Genomic DNA, 16,531 nt, shown 5'->3' on the forward strand with positions numbered 1-16,531 from the left:
TTTTATACTTGAAAATTAGTTTCCCAACCTAGCTTCCAAGTTGTTCTCATGTTCAAAGGAAAAACATAAGAAAGAATATGGTGGAGGGGGACGGATTCGAACCATCGAAGGCAGTGCCGGCAGATTTACAGTCTGCTCCCTTTGGCCACTCGGGAACCCCTCCCGGGTATTTTTATACTTGAAAATTAGTTTCCCAACCTAGCTTCCAAGTTGTTCTCATGTTCAAAGGAAAAACATAAGAAAGAATATGGTGGAGGGGGACGGATTCGAACCATCGAAGGCAGTGCCGGCAGATTTACAGTCTGCTCCCTTTGGCCACTCGGGAACCCCTCCAGGGTATTTTTATACTTAAGATTGTTTTCCCAACACATCTCTCAAGTGCGGAGCGCATCATAGCAAACTCGCTCAGGCTGTAAAGCGTTTTTCTTACGTTTTTACGTTGAATGCTGCCTTTTTGGGCAAAGATGGTAGAAAGTCAGCGTTTTGTATGTCGTTTATACAAAAGAGAAACTGACTTTTTACTTGAATTTACACTACTTGACGTTAGGCGTCGTATCAACTGATAAACTGTATTCAGTTTAATGACATAAGTTTATCTGATTAGTAGTCAAAATTATGAGTATGAGAGCCACTTTATCTGTTTTAACGCTTTCTATTTTAATGGCATCACCAGCCGCTTTTGCAGCCAAACGTGGTCCATCAACAGTTACGGTGGTAACTGAGCAAGTAGAGACGCATCAAATCAACCAGTCTTTGTCACTGATCGGCAAGCTTGAAGCTGCCCAATCGGTTGTTGTTGCTTCTGAGGTCGCTGGCAAGGTGAAAGAGATCGCCGTAAAAGCCAACCAAAACGTTCAACAAGACCAACTTCTTATTCTATTAAATGACGATAAAGCGCAAGCGGCATTAGTAGAAGCAAAAGCTTACTTAAAAGATGAGCAGCGTAAGTTAAAAGAGTTTCAGCGTTTGGTTAAACGTAACGCCATCACTCAAACAGAAATCGATGCACAAAAAGCGAGCGTAGAGATTGCCGAAGCACGTCTTGATGCATCAAAAGCCAACTTAGCGGACCTAAATATCAGTGCACCTTTTGCCGGCACCGTTGGTTTTATCGATTTCAGCCGAGGAAAAATGGTGAGCGCAGGTTCTGAACTGCTGACTCTGGATGACCTTTCTGTCATGGAGTTGGATCTGCAAGTACCAGAGCGTTACCTGTCGATGTTGTCTGTCGGTATGGAAGTTCACGCGACGACCAGTGCTTGGAACGGTGTTGACTTCGTCGGAAAAGTAACCGGTATCGATACTCGCATCAGTGCAGAGACTTTGAACCTACGTATTCGTATTGAATTCGACAATCCAGAAAACCATCTCAAGCCGGGCATGCTGATGAATGCTTCTCTGGCGTTCCCTGCAATTGAAGCGCCTATTATCCCGGTTCAAGCGCTGGAATACTCAGGTACCAAGCGTTTCGTGTACGTTATTGATGAAGACAACAAAGCGAAGCGTCAAGAAGTGTTCTTGGGTGCTCGTGTTGATAATGAAGTAGTGATTGAATCTGGTGTAGAGATCGGTGACAAGATCGTCGTGCAAGGCATTGTGAACATGCGTGATGGTGTTGAAGTTAAAGAGATCGTCGCACCAGGAAAAGCGAAAACCGCTAAGGCAAGTGGTGAGCAGGGCACGCAAGACGAAGCGGCTAAGGAAGCGAACTAATGTTACTTTCTGACGTTTCTGTAAAGCGCCCCGTTGCGGCGTTGGTATTAAGCATGCTGCTGTGTGTATTCGGCTTTGTGTCGTTTACAAAACTAGCAGTGCGCGAAATGCCAGACATCGAAAGCCCAGTTGTATCGATCAGCACTCGTTACGAAGGCGCTTCTGCAACCATCATTGAAAGCCAAATTACTTCAGTACTGGAAGACCAACTTTCGGGCATCAGTGGTATTGATGAAATCAGTTCCACTACTCGAAACAGTATGTCTCGTATCACCATCACCTTTGAATTGGGTTATGACCTTAATACGGGCGTAAGTGACGTTCGTGATGCGGTAGCTCGTGCTCAGCGTTCATTACCGGACGAAGCCGACGACCCTGTGGTCTTTAAGAACAACGGTTCGGGTGAAGCTTCCCTCTATATTAACCTTAGCTCGTCTGAAATGGACCGAACCCAGCTAACAGACTACGCGGAACGTGTTCTGATGGACCGTTTCAGTCTGATCTCTGGTGTAAGTTCTATCGACTTGTCTGGTGGCTTGTACAAAGTAATGTATGTGAAGCTTAAACCAGATCTGATGGCGGGTCGCTCGGTTACAGCATCTGACATTACAGCCGCTCTGCGAAGTGAAAACTTAGAAAGCCCGGGTGGTGAAGTACGTAACGACTCAACCGTGATGTCGGTGCGAACCGCGCGTACTTACAATACACCAGAAGACTTCCAATACCTTGTCGTGAAACGTGCAAGTGATAACACGCCTATCTACCTAAAAGATGTGGCGGATGTGTTTATCGGCGCAGAAAACGAAAACTCGACCTTTAAGAGTGATGGTGTGGTCAACATCAGCTTAGGTGTGGTGCCTCAGTCGGATGCAAACCCGTTAGAAGTGGCACAAGCTGTTCGCTCCGAAGTGGATAAGATTCAGAAGTTCTTACCGGACGGGACTCGCCTAGCGATCGACTACGATGCTACCGTTTTTATCGAGCGTTCGATTGATGAGGTATACAGCACCCTCTTTATTACGGGTGGTCTGGTAATTCTGGTTCTGTACATCTTTATCGGTCAGGCGCGTGCGACCCTGATTCCGGCGGTGACCGTACCGGTTTCACTGATTTCTTCGTTCATTGCCGCTTATTATTTTGGCTTCTCTATCAACCTTATTACTTTGATGGCACTGATCTTGTCTATCGGTCTGGTTGTGGACGATGCCATCGTAGTAGTAGAGAACATTTTCCACCATATTGAGCGTGGTGAATCACCATTACTGGCCGCTTACAAAGGTACGCGAGAAGTAGGCTTTGCGGTTATCGCAACAACGCTTGTTCTTGTGATGGTATTCCTACCGATTTCCTTCATGGATGGCATGGTAGGCTTGCTGTTTACTGAGTTCTCCGTATTGCTTGCAATGTCAGTGATCTTCTCCTCACTGATTGCTCTGACACTGACTCCTGTTCTAGGCAGTCAAATCCTAAAAGCGAATGTGAAACCAAACCGATTTAATCAAGCGGTTGATAAACTGTTCGCCAAGTTGGAAGCGGGTTACCGCAAGGCGTTGCGCGGCGCCTTGAAAGTTCGTTGGGCTGCGCCTTTGGTTATCCTTGCGTGTATGGGCGGCAGCTATGGCTTGATGAATCAAGTACCTGCACAGTTAACTCCGCAAGAAGACCGTGGTGTTATCTTTGCCTTTGTACGTGGTGCAGATGCAACGTCATACAACCGTATGTCGGCAAACATGGACATCGTAGAAGACCGTTTAATGCCGTTGTTGGGCCAAGGCTTTTTGAAGTCGTTCAGTATCCAAACACCAGCATTCGGTGGCCAAGCGGGCGACCAAACGGGCTTCGTTATCATGATTCTGGACGATTGGAACGAACGTGACGTTACCGCGCAAGAAGCGTTGAATGAAGTGCGTAAGTCATTAGCAGGTATTCCTGACGTTCGTGTCTTCCCATTCATGCCGGGCTTCCGTGGTGGATCGAGTGAACCAGTTCAGTTTGTGCTTGGCGGGTCGGACTATGATGAGCTTTTGGTCTGGGCAGAAATGCTTAAGAACAAGGCCGAAGAATCACCAATGATGGAAGGTGCGGAGATCGACTACTCCGAGAAAACACCTGAGTTGTTAGTGTCCGTAGACAAGCGCCGTGCAGCTGAGCTTGGTGTGAGTGTACAAGACATCTCTGAAACACTGGAAATCATGCTTGGCGGTAAGAGTGAAACGACTTACATCGACCGTGGTGAAGAATATGACGTTTACCTGCGTGGCGATGAAAACAGCTTCAATAATGCGGCAGATCTAAGCCAAATTTACTTGCGAACCACAAGTGGTGAGTTGGTGACCTTGGACACAGTGACCAAGATTGAAGAGGTCGCGGCATCGATTCGTTTGTCTCACTATAACAAGCAAAAGTCGATCACCATTACTGCCAACTTATCTGAAGGTTATACCTTAGGGGATGCACTCGATTTCCTAGATCAAGAAGCGATTGATAGCCTACCGGGTGACATTTCAGTGAGCTATTCTGGTGAGTCAAAAGACTTTAAAGAGAACCAAGCTAGCGTAGCGGTCGTGTTCGCATTAGCTCTGCTGGTGGCTTACTTAGTACTGGCAGCGCAGTTCGAAAGTTTCGTTAACCCGCTGGTGGTGATGTTCACCGTACCGATGGGTGTATTTGGTGGCTTCCTCGGTTTGGTTGTGATGAGCCAAGGGATGAACATCTACAGCCAGATCGGCATGATCATGTTGATCGGTATGGTAACCAAGAACGGTATCTTGATCGTTGAGTTTGCTAACCAATTGCGTGACCGTGGTATCGAGTTTGAAAAAGCGATCACAGATGCGGCAGCACGTCGTCTACGCCCAATCATGATGACGGCATTTACGACGCTGGCTGGTGCGATTCCGCTGATCATGTCGACGGGCGCGGGCTATGAAAGCCGCGTGGCAGTAGGTACGGTAATCTTCTTCGGTATGGGCTTCGCGACGCTAGTCACCTTGTTCGTTATCCCTGCAATGTACCGATTGATTTCTGCGAAGACACGTTCACCTGGTCATGTTGAAGCGGAGCTGAATAAAGCACTAAGCCATGACACTAAGGGACGTATCGCACACCCTTAATCGAACTCTAAAACACAAAAGCCGAGGCAATGACCTCGGCTTTTCTTTGTCTTCAATTCTGGGTTTTAAAGCCAGCTTGGAAGCGTTCGATTAGAAGCGTTTACCCAAGCTCACTTGCACGCCTTCATAACTGTCGTAGAAGTCATCAAAACCCATGTCGGCGACGTTGTAAATGTATTCAGCACGTAGCCAGATATCTTTACTCATATCCCAATGGACACCTGCACCGATGTTGAATAGTGCGCCAGAATCGTCTGTGACTTTTTGCTCGTTCGGTACATACATTTCAGCTTGAGTGCCAAGCGCAGTTACGCGACCAAACAGTGACAGTGGCGTATCGCCTAAGTTATCACTCGTTACAACCGCAGACATACCTGCTTGGTAATAGTGAAGGTCTAAGTCAGTTTTTAGAGCATCATTCTTAAGTTCATTTTGTGAATAACGCAGTACCCCTTCAAATGCGAGGTATTGGTTTACATGGTAACCCCAGCCAACCGTAATGTGAGGTGTCGACCAGCCACTGTCGCGATCAGAACCAAAATTCGGAGTATCAAAGCCCACATTACCTGTACCTAGGTATAAATAAGATTGGTGGGTTTGCTCTTGAGCGGCGAAAGTTGGCAGACTCATGGTCAATGCAGATAATAATAGGATGGCGTTTTTCATAACTTGGCGATAACCTTTGTGAAAGACCGTTTTTAGAATTAGTATTAATTTAATCAATAAGATAACTGGCAGTTATCATATCAGTCTTTTGGGTGAGTGCGTGGTTTTAGAGGGAAATTTGTTGTAATGGCGCAAATTTTAGACTCATCACGCTCACTCATTTCTATGCTATGAGCTGCGAGATAAATAAAAGGAAAGTAAAGTGGCTGAATTCAAATACAAAAATCTAACCCAAGAAGAGCAAGACAAACTGGACGCAGCGACGTTTCGCCGTCTATTAGCGCATTTGGATGCAAACAAAGACGTGCAAAACATCGATCTAATGATCCTTGCTGGTTTCTGTCGTAACTGTTTCAGCAAATGGTACAAGGCAGAAGCGGAAGACCTTGGTGTGGATATCGACATCGATGATGCTCGTGAGCGTGTTTACGGCATGACTTACGATGAGTGGAAACAAAACCACCAACCAAAAGCGACACCAGAACAACTGGCAGCATTTGAAGCGCGCCAGAAAAAGTAACTCTCCTGTATTAAGCAGATAAAAAAACAGCCCGCTGAATGAGCAGGCTGTTTTTTAATAAAGTATCTGTCTTACTCGGTGATTGGGCCGCAACATGCTGGCTCAACACAACCTTTTGCTTGGATGATTTCAAGCTGTGCTAGGTAAGGTTGAATATCACCGATGTTTTCTTTTACCCACTCAGTGTTGTAGTAAGTATCTAGGTAACGTTCACCTGAATCACAAAGCAGTGTCACGATAGAACCAGTCTCACCACGTTGCTTCATTTCACACGCAAGCTGAAGTACGCCGTATAGGTTAGTACCTGTCGATGCGCCAACTTTACGACCAATCAAACCAGACAACCAATGCGCTGTTGCAACACTTGCTGCATCCGGGATCTTGCGCATTTCGTCAACGACACCAGCGATGAAGCTTGGCTCAACACGTGGACGACCGATGCCTTCGATCTTACTGCCGTTTTCGCCCTTGATATCTGCATTGCCAGATTGGAAGTAGTCGTAGAATACTGAGTTGTCAGGATCAACCACACACAGTTTTGTGTCGTATTTTTGGTAACGGATAAAGCGACCAATCGTTGCAGATGTACCGCCAGTACCTGGGCTCATGACAACCCAACTTGGGATTGGGTGATCTTCTAGCTCCATTTGGCTAAAGATAGAGTTCGCAATGTTGTTGTTACCACGCCAGTCGGTTGCGCGCTCAGCGTAAGTAAATTGGTCCATGTAGTGACCGTTTAGCTCTTTCGCTAGGCGACGAGACTCGTCGTAAATTTGGTCTGAACGGTCAACAAGGTGCGCTTTACCACCGTAGAATTCGATTTGTTCAATTTTCTTGCGTGCTGTGGTTTTTGGCATTACTGCGATAAACGGTAAGCCAAGTAGACGCGCGAAGTACGCTTCAGAAACCGCTGTACTGCCTGATGATGCTTCGATCACCGTGGTTTCTGGACCAACCCAACCATTACAAATCGCGTAAAGGAAAAGCGAACGTGCTAAACGGTGCTTCAATGAACCCGTTGGATGCGTGCTTTCATCTTTTAGGTAGATGTCGATGCCTTCCAAAGAAGGTAGGTCTAATTTGAATAGGTGAGTATCTGCTGAACGTTGAAAGTCTGCTTCGATTTTGCGTACAGCATTGTTGATCCAGTTGTGGTCAGTACACATAACGTGACTCCTCGAAAATCTGTAGGGTAGTTGTTTTTGTCTATAGGGATAATCTACCTATAACCTTAGAGAAAAACTTTGCTATTATTGTTCTGTTATTCATCAATGGTAGAAAAATTTTCTCTAAATTAGGAAAATTCTAGGAATGAGCTTAGATAAAATCGACAGGCAGTTACTTTCTTTCCTCCAAAACGACGGAACCTTGTCTCTAAATGACTTGGCCGAGCGAGTGAACCTGACTACTACGCCCTGCTGGAAGCGTTTAAAAAAGCTGGAAGATGAAGGCTATATCGAAAAGCGCGTGGCGTTGTTGAGCGCAGAAAAGCTCGATTTGTCGTTTATTGCGTTTGTGCAACTTAAGACCAGTGACCATTCAGAGGGTTGGTATCACCACTTTGTGACCACGGTAAGTGATTTTCCCGAAGTGATGGAGTTCTATCGCATGGCGGGGGAGTACGACTACATGATGAAGGTTGTGGTAAAAGACATGAAGTGCTTTGATGAGTTCTACAAGCGATTGGTGAATAGTGTAAGAGGGCTATCCAACGTTACTTCAACCTTTGCGATGGAGCCAATCAAGTATACGACTGAGTTGCCTATTTACGGTGCCTAAATTCCTACCTAAATAAGATATGAAGTCATTCTGTTGACTTCATATTTCCTCAATATCCATATTACACGCCAGCTAAAGTGTGAACGACTGTTTATATTTTAATCTATTGAAAACCCTAATTTAATCATCACTAATTTAATAAGAAGTCGGATCGTAAACGGTTGTTCGCGACATCACTGTGCTTATTTTAGAAAATTGGCGGCATTTTATTGATTTAGCGAATGGTAATGTAGTTTATCGATAATCTTATTAATCAAAAAAGGGGCTAGCGGTGAATAAAACATCGTATTATTATCGCCGCCACTTATAAGATGTAAGAAATCATTACAAAAAATGAAAAAATATTATTTTCTCCTTTTGCTTGCTGCAGTAATCGCTGGCTGCGGTGGTGGGGGCGGTGATTCCAAGCCGCGTAATTCGGGTTCTTCAACTCAAACAACAAAACAAAGTCGACCTCAACTTAAAGTCGAAGACGCAATACTCACATTTGATGGCATTGGAAGTGTCGCAAATACGACAATGAGTAACGTACAAGGCACGATCACATACCAAGTTTTATCTTCAACTCCTTCTGATGTGGTTCAAATCGACGACGGTGAGTTAAAAATCCTTCGTCCAGGTACGGCGTCAATTAAAGTGACGGACAGCAGTCCGACTTACGAAACGTCAGAGGCCACGTTTACGATTACCGTAGACAAAGGCACCAATGCCGATCTGGCTGCAAACGATGTCAGTCTTAATGCGTCGGAAACTGAAGGGCAATCTTTGGTTGTACGAGGGCAAAAAGGCTCTCTGAGCTATGCCGTAGAAAGTGGATCTGAACATTTGATTCAGGTTAATACCGGTGGTCTAGTGTTTGCCATTGGGAAATCTGGAACGGCACAAGTACGTGTTCATGACTCGGGCGACGATTATTACCAAGCTCGCGATTTACTCGTCAATATTCACCTTTATCAAGTTGGTGCTGAGCAACTGCAATTTGCTCCTCTAACGGGTGAGTTCCGCGAAGGTCTGACGTTGGCACCAGTGAGACTGGATAGTACAGAGACCAAAAGCATTCGCTACGAGATCATCAATAGCACCCACGATGACAAAGTCGCTGAGGTATTGAATCCAGATACCGGTTTACTTTTGATTCAAAACACTGGGCAAGTAACGGTTGAAGCAACGGCAACGTATAGTGAAGGGTTTATTGAGCAGCAGCAAACGGCTCGATTTAACGTTGCTATTAGCAAGGGAACGCGACAAAACATCAGTGCTTCAAACATCTCGGCAAGTTATCAAGCGCTTGCTCCATTGTACCCACAAGTTAAGGGAGCACTGGGAGATTATCATTTTGATTTGGTATCAGGCCAAGACGTGGTGCGTGTTTCTGACGACGGCAACGCTCTGTTGATTCAAGGTGTTGGTCGTGCTGAGGTTGATGTGATTGAGGGCGATTTGCGTAATTTCCCTTCTACGAAAGCGCGTTTTAATATCGATGTTTCTCCAGCAGCACACCCAGTTATCAAAGACATTGATATGTCCTTTACCTATCAGAAAGGTCTATCGATTCCGCTCGCGTTTGCGGGGCAAAAGGGCGATGTCAAACTGGTTGGGGATTTACCTGAGGGGCTGAGAATGTCCTCAGATACGCTATATCTCGAAACGGCGGGTAACTACACGTTAACGTTCGAAGATGATGGCGGTGAGTTCTATCAGCCAATTAAGTTCAAAGTGAACCTTGATATCGCTAAAGCGCAAGGGCAGCCGCTTGCGACTCGTGATTATGAAGAGGTTTACAGTAAGGATCACCAATTCAATCTGCTAAAAGATTTTGACGAGCTTAGCTCCGGTGATGTGATTGAGATGACCGACAATACACACCCAGACGTAGCAAACATGATTGCTAATGGGATCGTGCATGTCTACAAAGCGGGTAAAACCACGCTGACTTTACGTCGTAAGGAAAGCGACAATTACAGTGCGGGTCCTGAGCATAAAGTGACTTTTAATATCTTGAGTGCTCCGAGCCGCATTCAAATTTCATCAAATGTTGAAGATAATTGGAATGCGCTCAAACCTTTGGCAAACAAACCGACTATCAGCGGAACCGTTGGGCAGGTGACTTACCAATTTGCAGATGGCTCACCGACCGATGTGGTGTCTCTAGATAGCAACACAGGAGAAATGCGCGTTCTTAATGCTGGCAGCACACGTATTGTGGTTTCTGACTCTGGTGATGATAAGTTCACGCCGGGTCAAGCAAGCTTCAATGTAACCATCAAGCCAATTGAAAGTCGCGTGACGGTCCAATACCCAAGTGCAACCTTTGGTTCAGATAAGACGCTAACGCCAGTAGTCTCAGACAGCGATACTACTGCCTCCTATCGTTTGATTAACCAAGCGTCACCAACGGTAAAAATGGCATCGTCTGATACGGGGGTATTAGATGTGCTTCATGCTGGCGATTACTCCTTGGAAGTCACGTTAACAAGCCGCAATTATCTGACGAAGACGATCACCGTTAATGGCTCGATTGCAAAAGCGGAACATCCGGGATTAAGCGCGACTCGTCAAACGGTGGCATTTGAACCGTTTAAGCGTGTGGAGCTAGAGATTGGTACGGCGATTGGTACGCGTAGCTATGAGTTTGCTACCTCAGTTAGTGAAGAAATAGCGACTCTGGATCGTGCGAATGGAAGCCTCACCCTCACAGGTTATGAGTTTGGGCACTCGGTTCAACTGAACGTTTCTGAGGCGGAAACGCAAGACTATAAAGCGCTGAACAGTACATTGGTGACGGTTTTTCTTGATCTTGCCGAATCTGGTGACGCCGATAAATACACTCAACTGGATAGCGAACAAACGGTAGTGATTAGCACGTTAAGTGGCCCTGAGTTTGCCAATCTTCAAGAGAGTGAGTTTGGTGTTATGGGCGCTAGAAGTGTACGAGAGCCGACAGACACAGAGCTCGCGCTTTATGGCAAAGGCAAAGTGGTGTTTTTAAACATGAAGCCAGTTGGCAATGATGATCCGGCTAAAACTCGTGGTCTGTGGATGCACGTTGCCCGTTTCGATGGTTGTCGTTCGCAACTCAGTGAAAATGACACGAGCCCTTTCCTTGCTGTCGATTATTCAGATGCGGGATATTGCGAAAACGATAGCAGCATTCGAATGACGCGTTTTCTGGTGATTGATGACCGACCGTTAGATGCAAATACGGCCTACGAATCGATGAGCCCTTTGATTCATTACCGCAAAGGTGCGCGAGAGTTTTTGGCGAGTGATGCGGGCGGCTTCTATGCTGAACCGGATACTATTTACGGTGAAGGGAAGTACGGTTACCCGAAATCACTTTATGAGTGGGCTGTCGTCAGTCTAAATTACCAAAAGAACTAAATACAAAAAGGAGTGCATCGGCACTCCTTTTTTGATTGAACATCGCGATGGTTTATTTGGTAAAGCGCATCACGCCTTCTTGAACTGCCGTAGCAACAAGGTGGCCTTGCTGGTTGTAGATCTCACCACGAACCAAACCACGCGTATTGCTTGCTGTTGGGCTTTCGATGGCATACAGCAACCATTCATCCATCTTAAATGGACGGTGGAACCAGATAGAGTGGTCGATGGTTGCCACTTGGAAGTTTGGCGTCATCAACGATACTTCGTGTGGGTGTAATGCGGTGATCAGAAAACCCCAGTCCGACGCATAAGCGAGTAGGTATTGGTGAATCAACTGATTATCTGGCATCTCACCGTTGGCACGAATCCACAAATATTGTTTCGCTTCGGTTTTCTTTGGCTTCAGTGGGTTAACGATGTTCACCGGACGTGTTTCAATTGGCTTCTCGCCACAGAACGTTTTGCGTAGTTTCTCTGGCAAAAATTCCGCAATGTGACTTGCTAGTTCCGTCTCAGAAGGGAAATTCTCTGGCCCAGGAATGTCTGGCATGGTGTTTTGGTGATCAAAGCCCGGAGCGTCACCATGATAAGAGGCAGTCAGGTAGAAAATCGGACGACCATTCTGAATTGCCTTCACGCGGCGAGTACTAAAGCTACGGCCATCACGCAGGTTTTCGACATCGTAAATGATCGGCTTTTCAGGATCGCCAGGGTATAGGAAGTAACTGTGAAATGAATGTACAGTACGTGCGTCTTCTACCGTGTATCGCGCGGCAGATAGCGCTTGTCCAATAACCTGACCACCATAAACTTGAGGTAAACCTAGGTTCTCGCTTTGTCCGCGGAACAAGCCTTCTTCTAGTTTTTCGAGTTGTAGTAGGCTGAGCAATTCTCTTAATGGTTTACTCATGATGTCTCCTCACCTTATTTTTATTGCTGCTTCAATTATGAAACAAAATCAACTGTTTGGTAATTTCTAACTTAGTCAAACTATTGTCAAATCGCTAAACGTACAGCAGACAGTTTAATAATCTCCCTCTATACTTAGCGCGAAATGATACACCCGTTGAGGAAACTATGAAAAAAACACTACTACTTGTTACTTCTTTACTATTCGGTGCTGCACTAGTGGGTTGCCAAACTTCTCAAAACACAGAAATGGAATCGGCTGAGGCGTCTATGAAGACAATTACAGGTACAGTGGCTTACCGTGAGCGTATCGCACTGCCTCCACACGCAGTAGTAACGGTTGCACTTGAAGACGTTTCTCTGGCGGATGCTCCAGCTAAAGTTCTTGCTAAACAAACATTCGAAACTGAAGGTAAGCAAGTACCTTTGGCATTTGAACTAAGCTACAACAGCAACGACATTAAACCTAACCATCGTTACAGCTTGCGTGCTCGTATCGAAGTAGATGGTAAGTTGCGTTTTATCAATGATACTAGCATCCCGGTGATTACGGACGCAGAGCAAACACACGAAGCAAACATTCGTCTAGTTGGCACGCGTTAATTGCTATCGGCAATGTAAGCCTATTAAAAATGGCAGCTCAAGGCTGCCATTTGTATTTTCTGAGTGAGACTTTTCCGATCTCAGACACTTCGATCCCTTCTGCTTCCAGCTTTTGCTTTTGTCTTTCTAAGTCTCGACCTTTTAATGAAATCTTGCCTTGACTGTTAATGACTCGAAACCAAGGCAGTTTACTGCCTTCCGGCAGATTACCTAGCGCTTTACCTACGTGCCTTGCGTAGCCAGGGTAGCCCGCCATTTTTGCAATTTCACCATAAGTAGAAACTCGCCCTGTGGGAATTTGGTGAATTACAGCAAAGATTTGCATCAAAAATTGGTCCATACTGAAAGTGTCCACTGTTGTTTACCAAGGAATGGTAATACACAAGACTTGTACTTCGCTATCAGTTCTTGCTCCTTAACATCATTTGCCGCTCGTCCGTACCTACCTCTTTTTCTGTGTTCCTTTTTTGAGCTGTAATTGATTACCAGAGTAAGTTGGAAATACAAAAACAGGCTTATGCTTAGTTTATAAATAGACCCGCTCAACGACTTTTAATGCCCAGTTTGACATGCCGTTGAGTTACCAAGTTGGTTGGGGAAGCCAGGAGGCGCTATGATTTTTTCGACACTTCAATTTCTTGTTACGACTCTTCTTGCCGTGGTGTGCGCTCGTGCCATCAGTTTGAGCGAAGGAGAGATTCCGGTTCTCGCCTTAATGATCCCCGCATTGTGGATACTGCCACAAGGTGGCCTAGCAGGTCTGATTCTGCTCGGTGCCATGACCGTTTATGGTGTCACCTTATCGATGCAGCCTATTGCGCTGTCTGTCGGTATCCTGATCCTTTTCCCGTTACTCATGGTGGTGTTCTCTCGTCGGAGTTCGTTGGGCGTGTTGCTGACTGCGGGCCTGATTGTTCTCACGTTACAAGTAGGCATTATGGTCACGCAGGAGGGAGGTAAGCTAGGTGGCTCTGCTTGGTTAACCGCTGTGCAAACCTTATCTGTGATTGTGATGTGGTGGTCTGCCAATCATTGGAAACCATCGGAAAAGCACGCTTGGTGGTCTTTGTTGTTATTACTGCCTTTATGGCTAGCGGATTTGCCGTATGCGGTGCTTGTAGCATTAAGTATTACGGGTATTTTGGCGTCGATGGAAGCGCTGACTAAGATTAAAAATTCATTGCGCTGGGGTAAATTGCTTTGTTGGACCTTACCAACCGTTGGCTTTGCTGCTTTGGTCGTTAGCCCCAATATCGAAGTTCCTAACCCTGTTTTTGTTGTGTGGATATGCTTGTTAGGAACGGCTTGGATGACGGACTACATCTTACGTAGTAGTGATGAGCAAGCCGAGTTATAAAATAGTTGTAGCTGCACTGAGTAAATAGTGACCCGTGCGGCAGACTATTGATTTGTTTATGAAATAATAGGCCGGATGTTATATGTTCGGCCTTTCATATTTATTGTGCATTTAATAATAAAAATTCAATCTTAGCCCCTATACAAAGTGGGCCTTTTTAGAAACGTTAGTCATGGTTAAAGTAGTTCAAAGGCTGTTGGTTTTTGCTTGCTTTCTATTGAGTCTGAGTCTCAAAGCAGAACCAGAACAAGTCTCTCATTATAAGGTGGCGACAGAGGCGGATGATGTCGTTACGCGTGTCCTGTTTGATGCGGTGGCAGAGAACTTTAGTGTCTCAATTCAGTATGTTAATTACTCGAGTTTTGATGCGATTTTAGATTCTGTCGCCCGTGGTGAAAGTGATTTTGCCGCCAACATCACCTACACCCCAGAAAGGGCGAAACTGTTTAGCTACTCGCGTCCCACCAATATTGAATACACCTACCTGTATGGTTTAAGTGATACGATTTTGAGTGATGCGACCGTCGTTGGCGTCCCGCAAGACACCATCTACGAAGCGCTACTTGAACAATATTATCCTGAGTTGATTCAGGTGCCTTACCAAGGGCATGAAGAGGCGGTATCGCTGTTACGTTCTAGACAAGTGGACGGCGTTGTCGATGCCATCAATCAACTCAAACCAATGTTACTTGAAGGCTTTGATGCCAAGCTGCTTAATGACCACATCTCAATAAAGCCAGTATCGATTGTTAGCCAAAAGGGAACCCACCTTGAAGAACTGTCTCGATTTGCTGATTTTATCCATAGCGAAGCAGTGCAGAAGTTACTTCGAGAGAAGGTGGCTTTGTACCAATTTGAGTTGAGACAAACCGCATTGCGTGAGTCGATCAAGCAACTTCCTATCGATTTAGAAAAGCCGTTTACCATCAAATTCGAATCTATCTTTCCTTATGTGGTGTACAAAGAAGATGGTTCCGTTGAAGGAATGACGGCGGATATCGTGTTAAAGAGTTGTGAGATTCTGGCGTTGAATTGCCAAGTGATCAGCAAACCAAACGAGAGCTGGGAATCCATGTATAACCAGTTTATCCAAGGTGAGTTCGATATGCTTGCTCCTTTAACGATTAGCCACGAGCGACGTACATTTAGCCACTTCCCTCAGCCTCACTACTACCCAACCTCCGTCATGGTTAAGCGCCTTGGTTACAAACCAAACGTGTATTCTCATGTCTCTCAGCTGATTTCTGAGCGTATTGGTGTGGTGAAAGATGACTTCTTCGACCAAATGCTCACACAAATGCTGCCATTAAAGGAACTCAATCGTTTTGATTCGCAGCAGTTGATGCTGGATGCCTTATTGGCGAGAGAGATTGATTACATTGCGATGGATACCGCAATGCTCAATCATTTCTTACGCTTGAGTGAGTTAATTCCTATCGAGCAAGACGATGCCATTGGAGAGTTTTACGAATCAGAACTGTCGGTTGGTTTAGCAACTAGCCAGCGCGGTGAGATTCTCGCTCCGTACTTTAGCCGTGCGATATCCATGCTGGACTTGGAGAAGATTGTTGCCAATTACGATTTGAGACCGGATTGGCGCACTGCGTTGGAATATGAAGTGCGCTTAGCAACTCAGACGCAAGCAGTGTTTATTTTTGTGTTGGTGCTTGCGCTTGGTGTGACGCTGTATCTGTATCGCCAATCGAATACCGACAATCTAACCGGATTAAGAAATCGTCGCTCGCTGCAAGTGAAGTATCGACAAGGCGTACCAAAAGATTTGGCTATTTTGTACCTCGATATCAATCAGTTTAAGCAAATCAACGATACTTATGGACACAGAGCGGGGGATAAAGTGCTGCAATTGCTTTCACTTAAGATACATCGCGTCTGGGCGGGTAGAAGCTATCGTATTGGTGGCGATGAGTTCATCCTGCTGGGTTACCCGACAGAAACGCAGTTAACAAGAGCGATTGAAGAGCTAAGTGCCCTTGATGTCAAAGGAGAACACTTTGGTGATTTGAATCAGGTAACGATTTCTGTCGGCGTGTCGACTAAGCGCGAGCGCAGCGTTAGCTTAGAGCAAGCATTGCATTTAGCGGATGAGGATATGTACTCAAGTAAGCAAGCCTCTCGCACAAGCGTTGAGCCAAACCCTTGTATGAATTGACTTTAAAGCGCTGAATTGACCGAGTTTTGTTCAAACAGAAATGAAATGGGCAAAATCGTCGCTTTAGCCCTTGCAATCCGAGAGGCGATGCTGAATAATCCTCACATCATTTGAGACGCGCTCTCAAAACAGAATTATGGGGCTCTGGTCCTCTCGCAACAATAGCTCGTGAACTCGGTCAGGTCCGGAAGGAAGCAGCCGCAGCGGGTGACTTGTGTGCCGGGATGTGGCTGGGGTCCCACCCTTTAAAAGCCTCGCTTATACAGCGAGGCTTTTTCGTTTCTGCGCTGTAAAATACTCTCTCAAACCTTTTCCCT

At 45.7% G+C, this 16,531-nt stretch carries 12 protein-coding genes, 2 tRNA genes and 1 other RNA gene; 9 read left to right on the forward strand and 6 right to left on the reverse strand.

The genetic code is table 11. The annotated features are described in order from the left end of the window. Positions 1–78: 78 nt before the first annotated feature. Together ATB78_RS19865 and ATB78_RS19870 are read right to left on the reverse strand one after the other, a co-directional pair. A tRNA-Tyr gene (locus tag ATB78_RS19865) sits at positions 79–163 on the reverse strand. Between the two features lie 85 nt (positions 164–248). Beyond that, a tRNA-Tyr gene (locus ATB78_RS19870) sits at positions 249–333 on the reverse strand. Positions 334–615: 282 nt separating this feature from the next. Between ATB78_RS19870 and ATB78_RS19875 the strand changes: the two genes are divergently transcribed. After that, on the forward strand, positions 616–1,713 hold the full coding sequence (locus ATB78_RS19875) for an efflux RND transporter periplasmic adaptor subunit (RefSeq protein ID WP_027726604.1): 1,098 nt from the start codon (positions 616–618) through the stop codon (positions 1,711–1,713). Beyond that, positions 1,713–4,826 (forward strand): multidrug efflux RND transporter permease subunit VmeF, encoded by a 3,114-nt coding sequence (vmeF, locus tag ATB78_RS19880; RefSeq protein ID WP_061010068.1) that lies wholly within the window; start codon positions 1,713–1,715, stop codon positions 4,824–4,826. Before ATB78_RS19875 ends, vmeF begins: the two co-directional genes overlap by 1 nt. Before the next feature lie 90 nt (positions 4,827–4,916). On the opposite strand, the gene ATB78_RS19885 is transcribed toward vmeF, so the two are convergent. Continuing rightward, positions 4,917–5,492 (reverse strand): porin family protein, encoded by a 576-nt coding sequence (locus ATB78_RS19885; protein ID WP_009707148.1) that lies wholly within the window; start codon positions 5,490–5,492, stop codon positions 4,917–4,919. Between the two features lie 202 nt (positions 5,493–5,694). On the opposite strand from ATB78_RS19885, the gene ATB78_RS19890 reads away from it, so the two are divergent. Further along, entirely contained in the window at positions 5,695–6,012 is a 318-nt protein-coding gene (locus tag ATB78_RS19890; RefSeq protein WP_005431642.1) for a DUF1244 domain-containing protein, read from the forward strand. Positions 6,013–6,083: 71 nt separating this feature from the next. Here the strand turns inward: ATB78_RS19890 and ATB78_RS19895 are convergent, their stop codons facing one another. Beyond that, complete coding sequence (locus ATB78_RS19895; RefSeq protein WP_005437553.1) at positions 6,084–7,178, reverse strand: PLP-dependent cysteine synthase family protein; 1,095 nt, start codon at positions 7,176–7,178, stop codon at positions 6,084–6,086. 145 nt (positions 7,179–7,323) lie between these two features. On the opposite strand from ATB78_RS19895, the gene ATB78_RS19900 reads away from it, so the two are divergent. Continuing rightward, positions 7,324–7,791 carry an Lrp/AsnC family transcriptional regulator gene (locus ATB78_RS19900; protein ID WP_020195052.1) on the forward strand — a complete coding sequence of 156 codons (468 nt, stop codon included), beginning with the start codon at positions 7,324–7,326 and terminating at the stop codon, positions 7,789–7,791. Between the two features lie 333 nt (positions 7,792–8,124). After that, positions 8,125–11,172, forward strand: a complete 3,048-nt coding sequence (locus ATB78_RS19905) for a cadherin repeat domain-containing protein (protein ID WP_061010069.1) — start codon at positions 8,125–8,127, stop codon at positions 11,170–11,172. A 52-nt stretch (positions 11,173–11,224) separates the two neighbouring features. On the opposite strand, the gene tesB is transcribed toward ATB78_RS19905, so the two are convergent. Then, positions 11,225–12,085 carry an acyl-CoA thioesterase II gene (tesB, locus tag ATB78_RS19910; RefSeq protein WP_039841523.1) on the reverse strand — a complete coding sequence of 287 codons (861 nt, stop codon included), beginning with the start codon at positions 12,083–12,085 and terminating at the stop codon, positions 11,225–11,227. Between the two features lie 167 nt (positions 12,086–12,252). Here tesB and ATB78_RS19915 point away from each other — a divergent pair, with 167 nt between their 5' ends. Next, positions 12,253–12,687 (forward strand): YbaY family lipoprotein, encoded by a 435-nt coding sequence (locus ATB78_RS19915; RefSeq protein WP_005437540.1) that lies wholly within the window; start codon positions 12,253–12,255, stop codon positions 12,685–12,687. 37 nt (positions 12,688–12,724) lie between these two features. Here the strand turns inward: ATB78_RS19915 and ATB78_RS19920 are convergent, their stop codons facing one another. Then, positions 12,725–13,027 (reverse strand): DNA base-flipping protein, encoded by a 303-nt coding sequence (locus tag ATB78_RS19920; protein WP_005446629.1) that lies wholly within the window; start codon positions 13,025–13,027, stop codon positions 12,725–12,727. A 273-nt stretch (positions 13,028–13,300) separates the two neighbouring features. Between ATB78_RS19920 and ATB78_RS19925 the strand changes: the two genes are divergently transcribed. From ATB78_RS19925 to ffs, 3 genes are all read left to right on the forward strand, one after another. Beyond that, complete coding sequence (locus tag ATB78_RS19925; RefSeq protein WP_005437538.1) at positions 13,301–14,044, forward strand: hypothetical protein; 744 nt, start codon at positions 13,301–13,303, stop codon at positions 14,042–14,044. 172 nt (positions 14,045–14,216) lie between these two features. Continuing rightward, on the forward strand, positions 14,217–16,214 hold the full coding sequence (locus ATB78_RS19930; protein WP_061010071.1) for a GGDEF domain-containing protein: 1,998 nt from the start codon (positions 14,217–14,219) through the stop codon (positions 16,212–16,214). Between the two features lie 142 nt (positions 16,215–16,356). Continuing rightward, positions 16,357–16,453: signal recognition particle sRNA small type (ffs, locus tag ATB78_RS19935), an RNA gene on the forward strand. Positions 16,454–16,531: the final 78 nt, after the last annotated feature.

Source organism: Vibrio sp. CUB2 (genome assembly GCF_001557945.1).
Lineage (GTDB): Bacteria > Pseudomonadota > Gammaproteobacteria > Enterobacterales > Vibrionaceae > Vibrio > Vibrio owensii.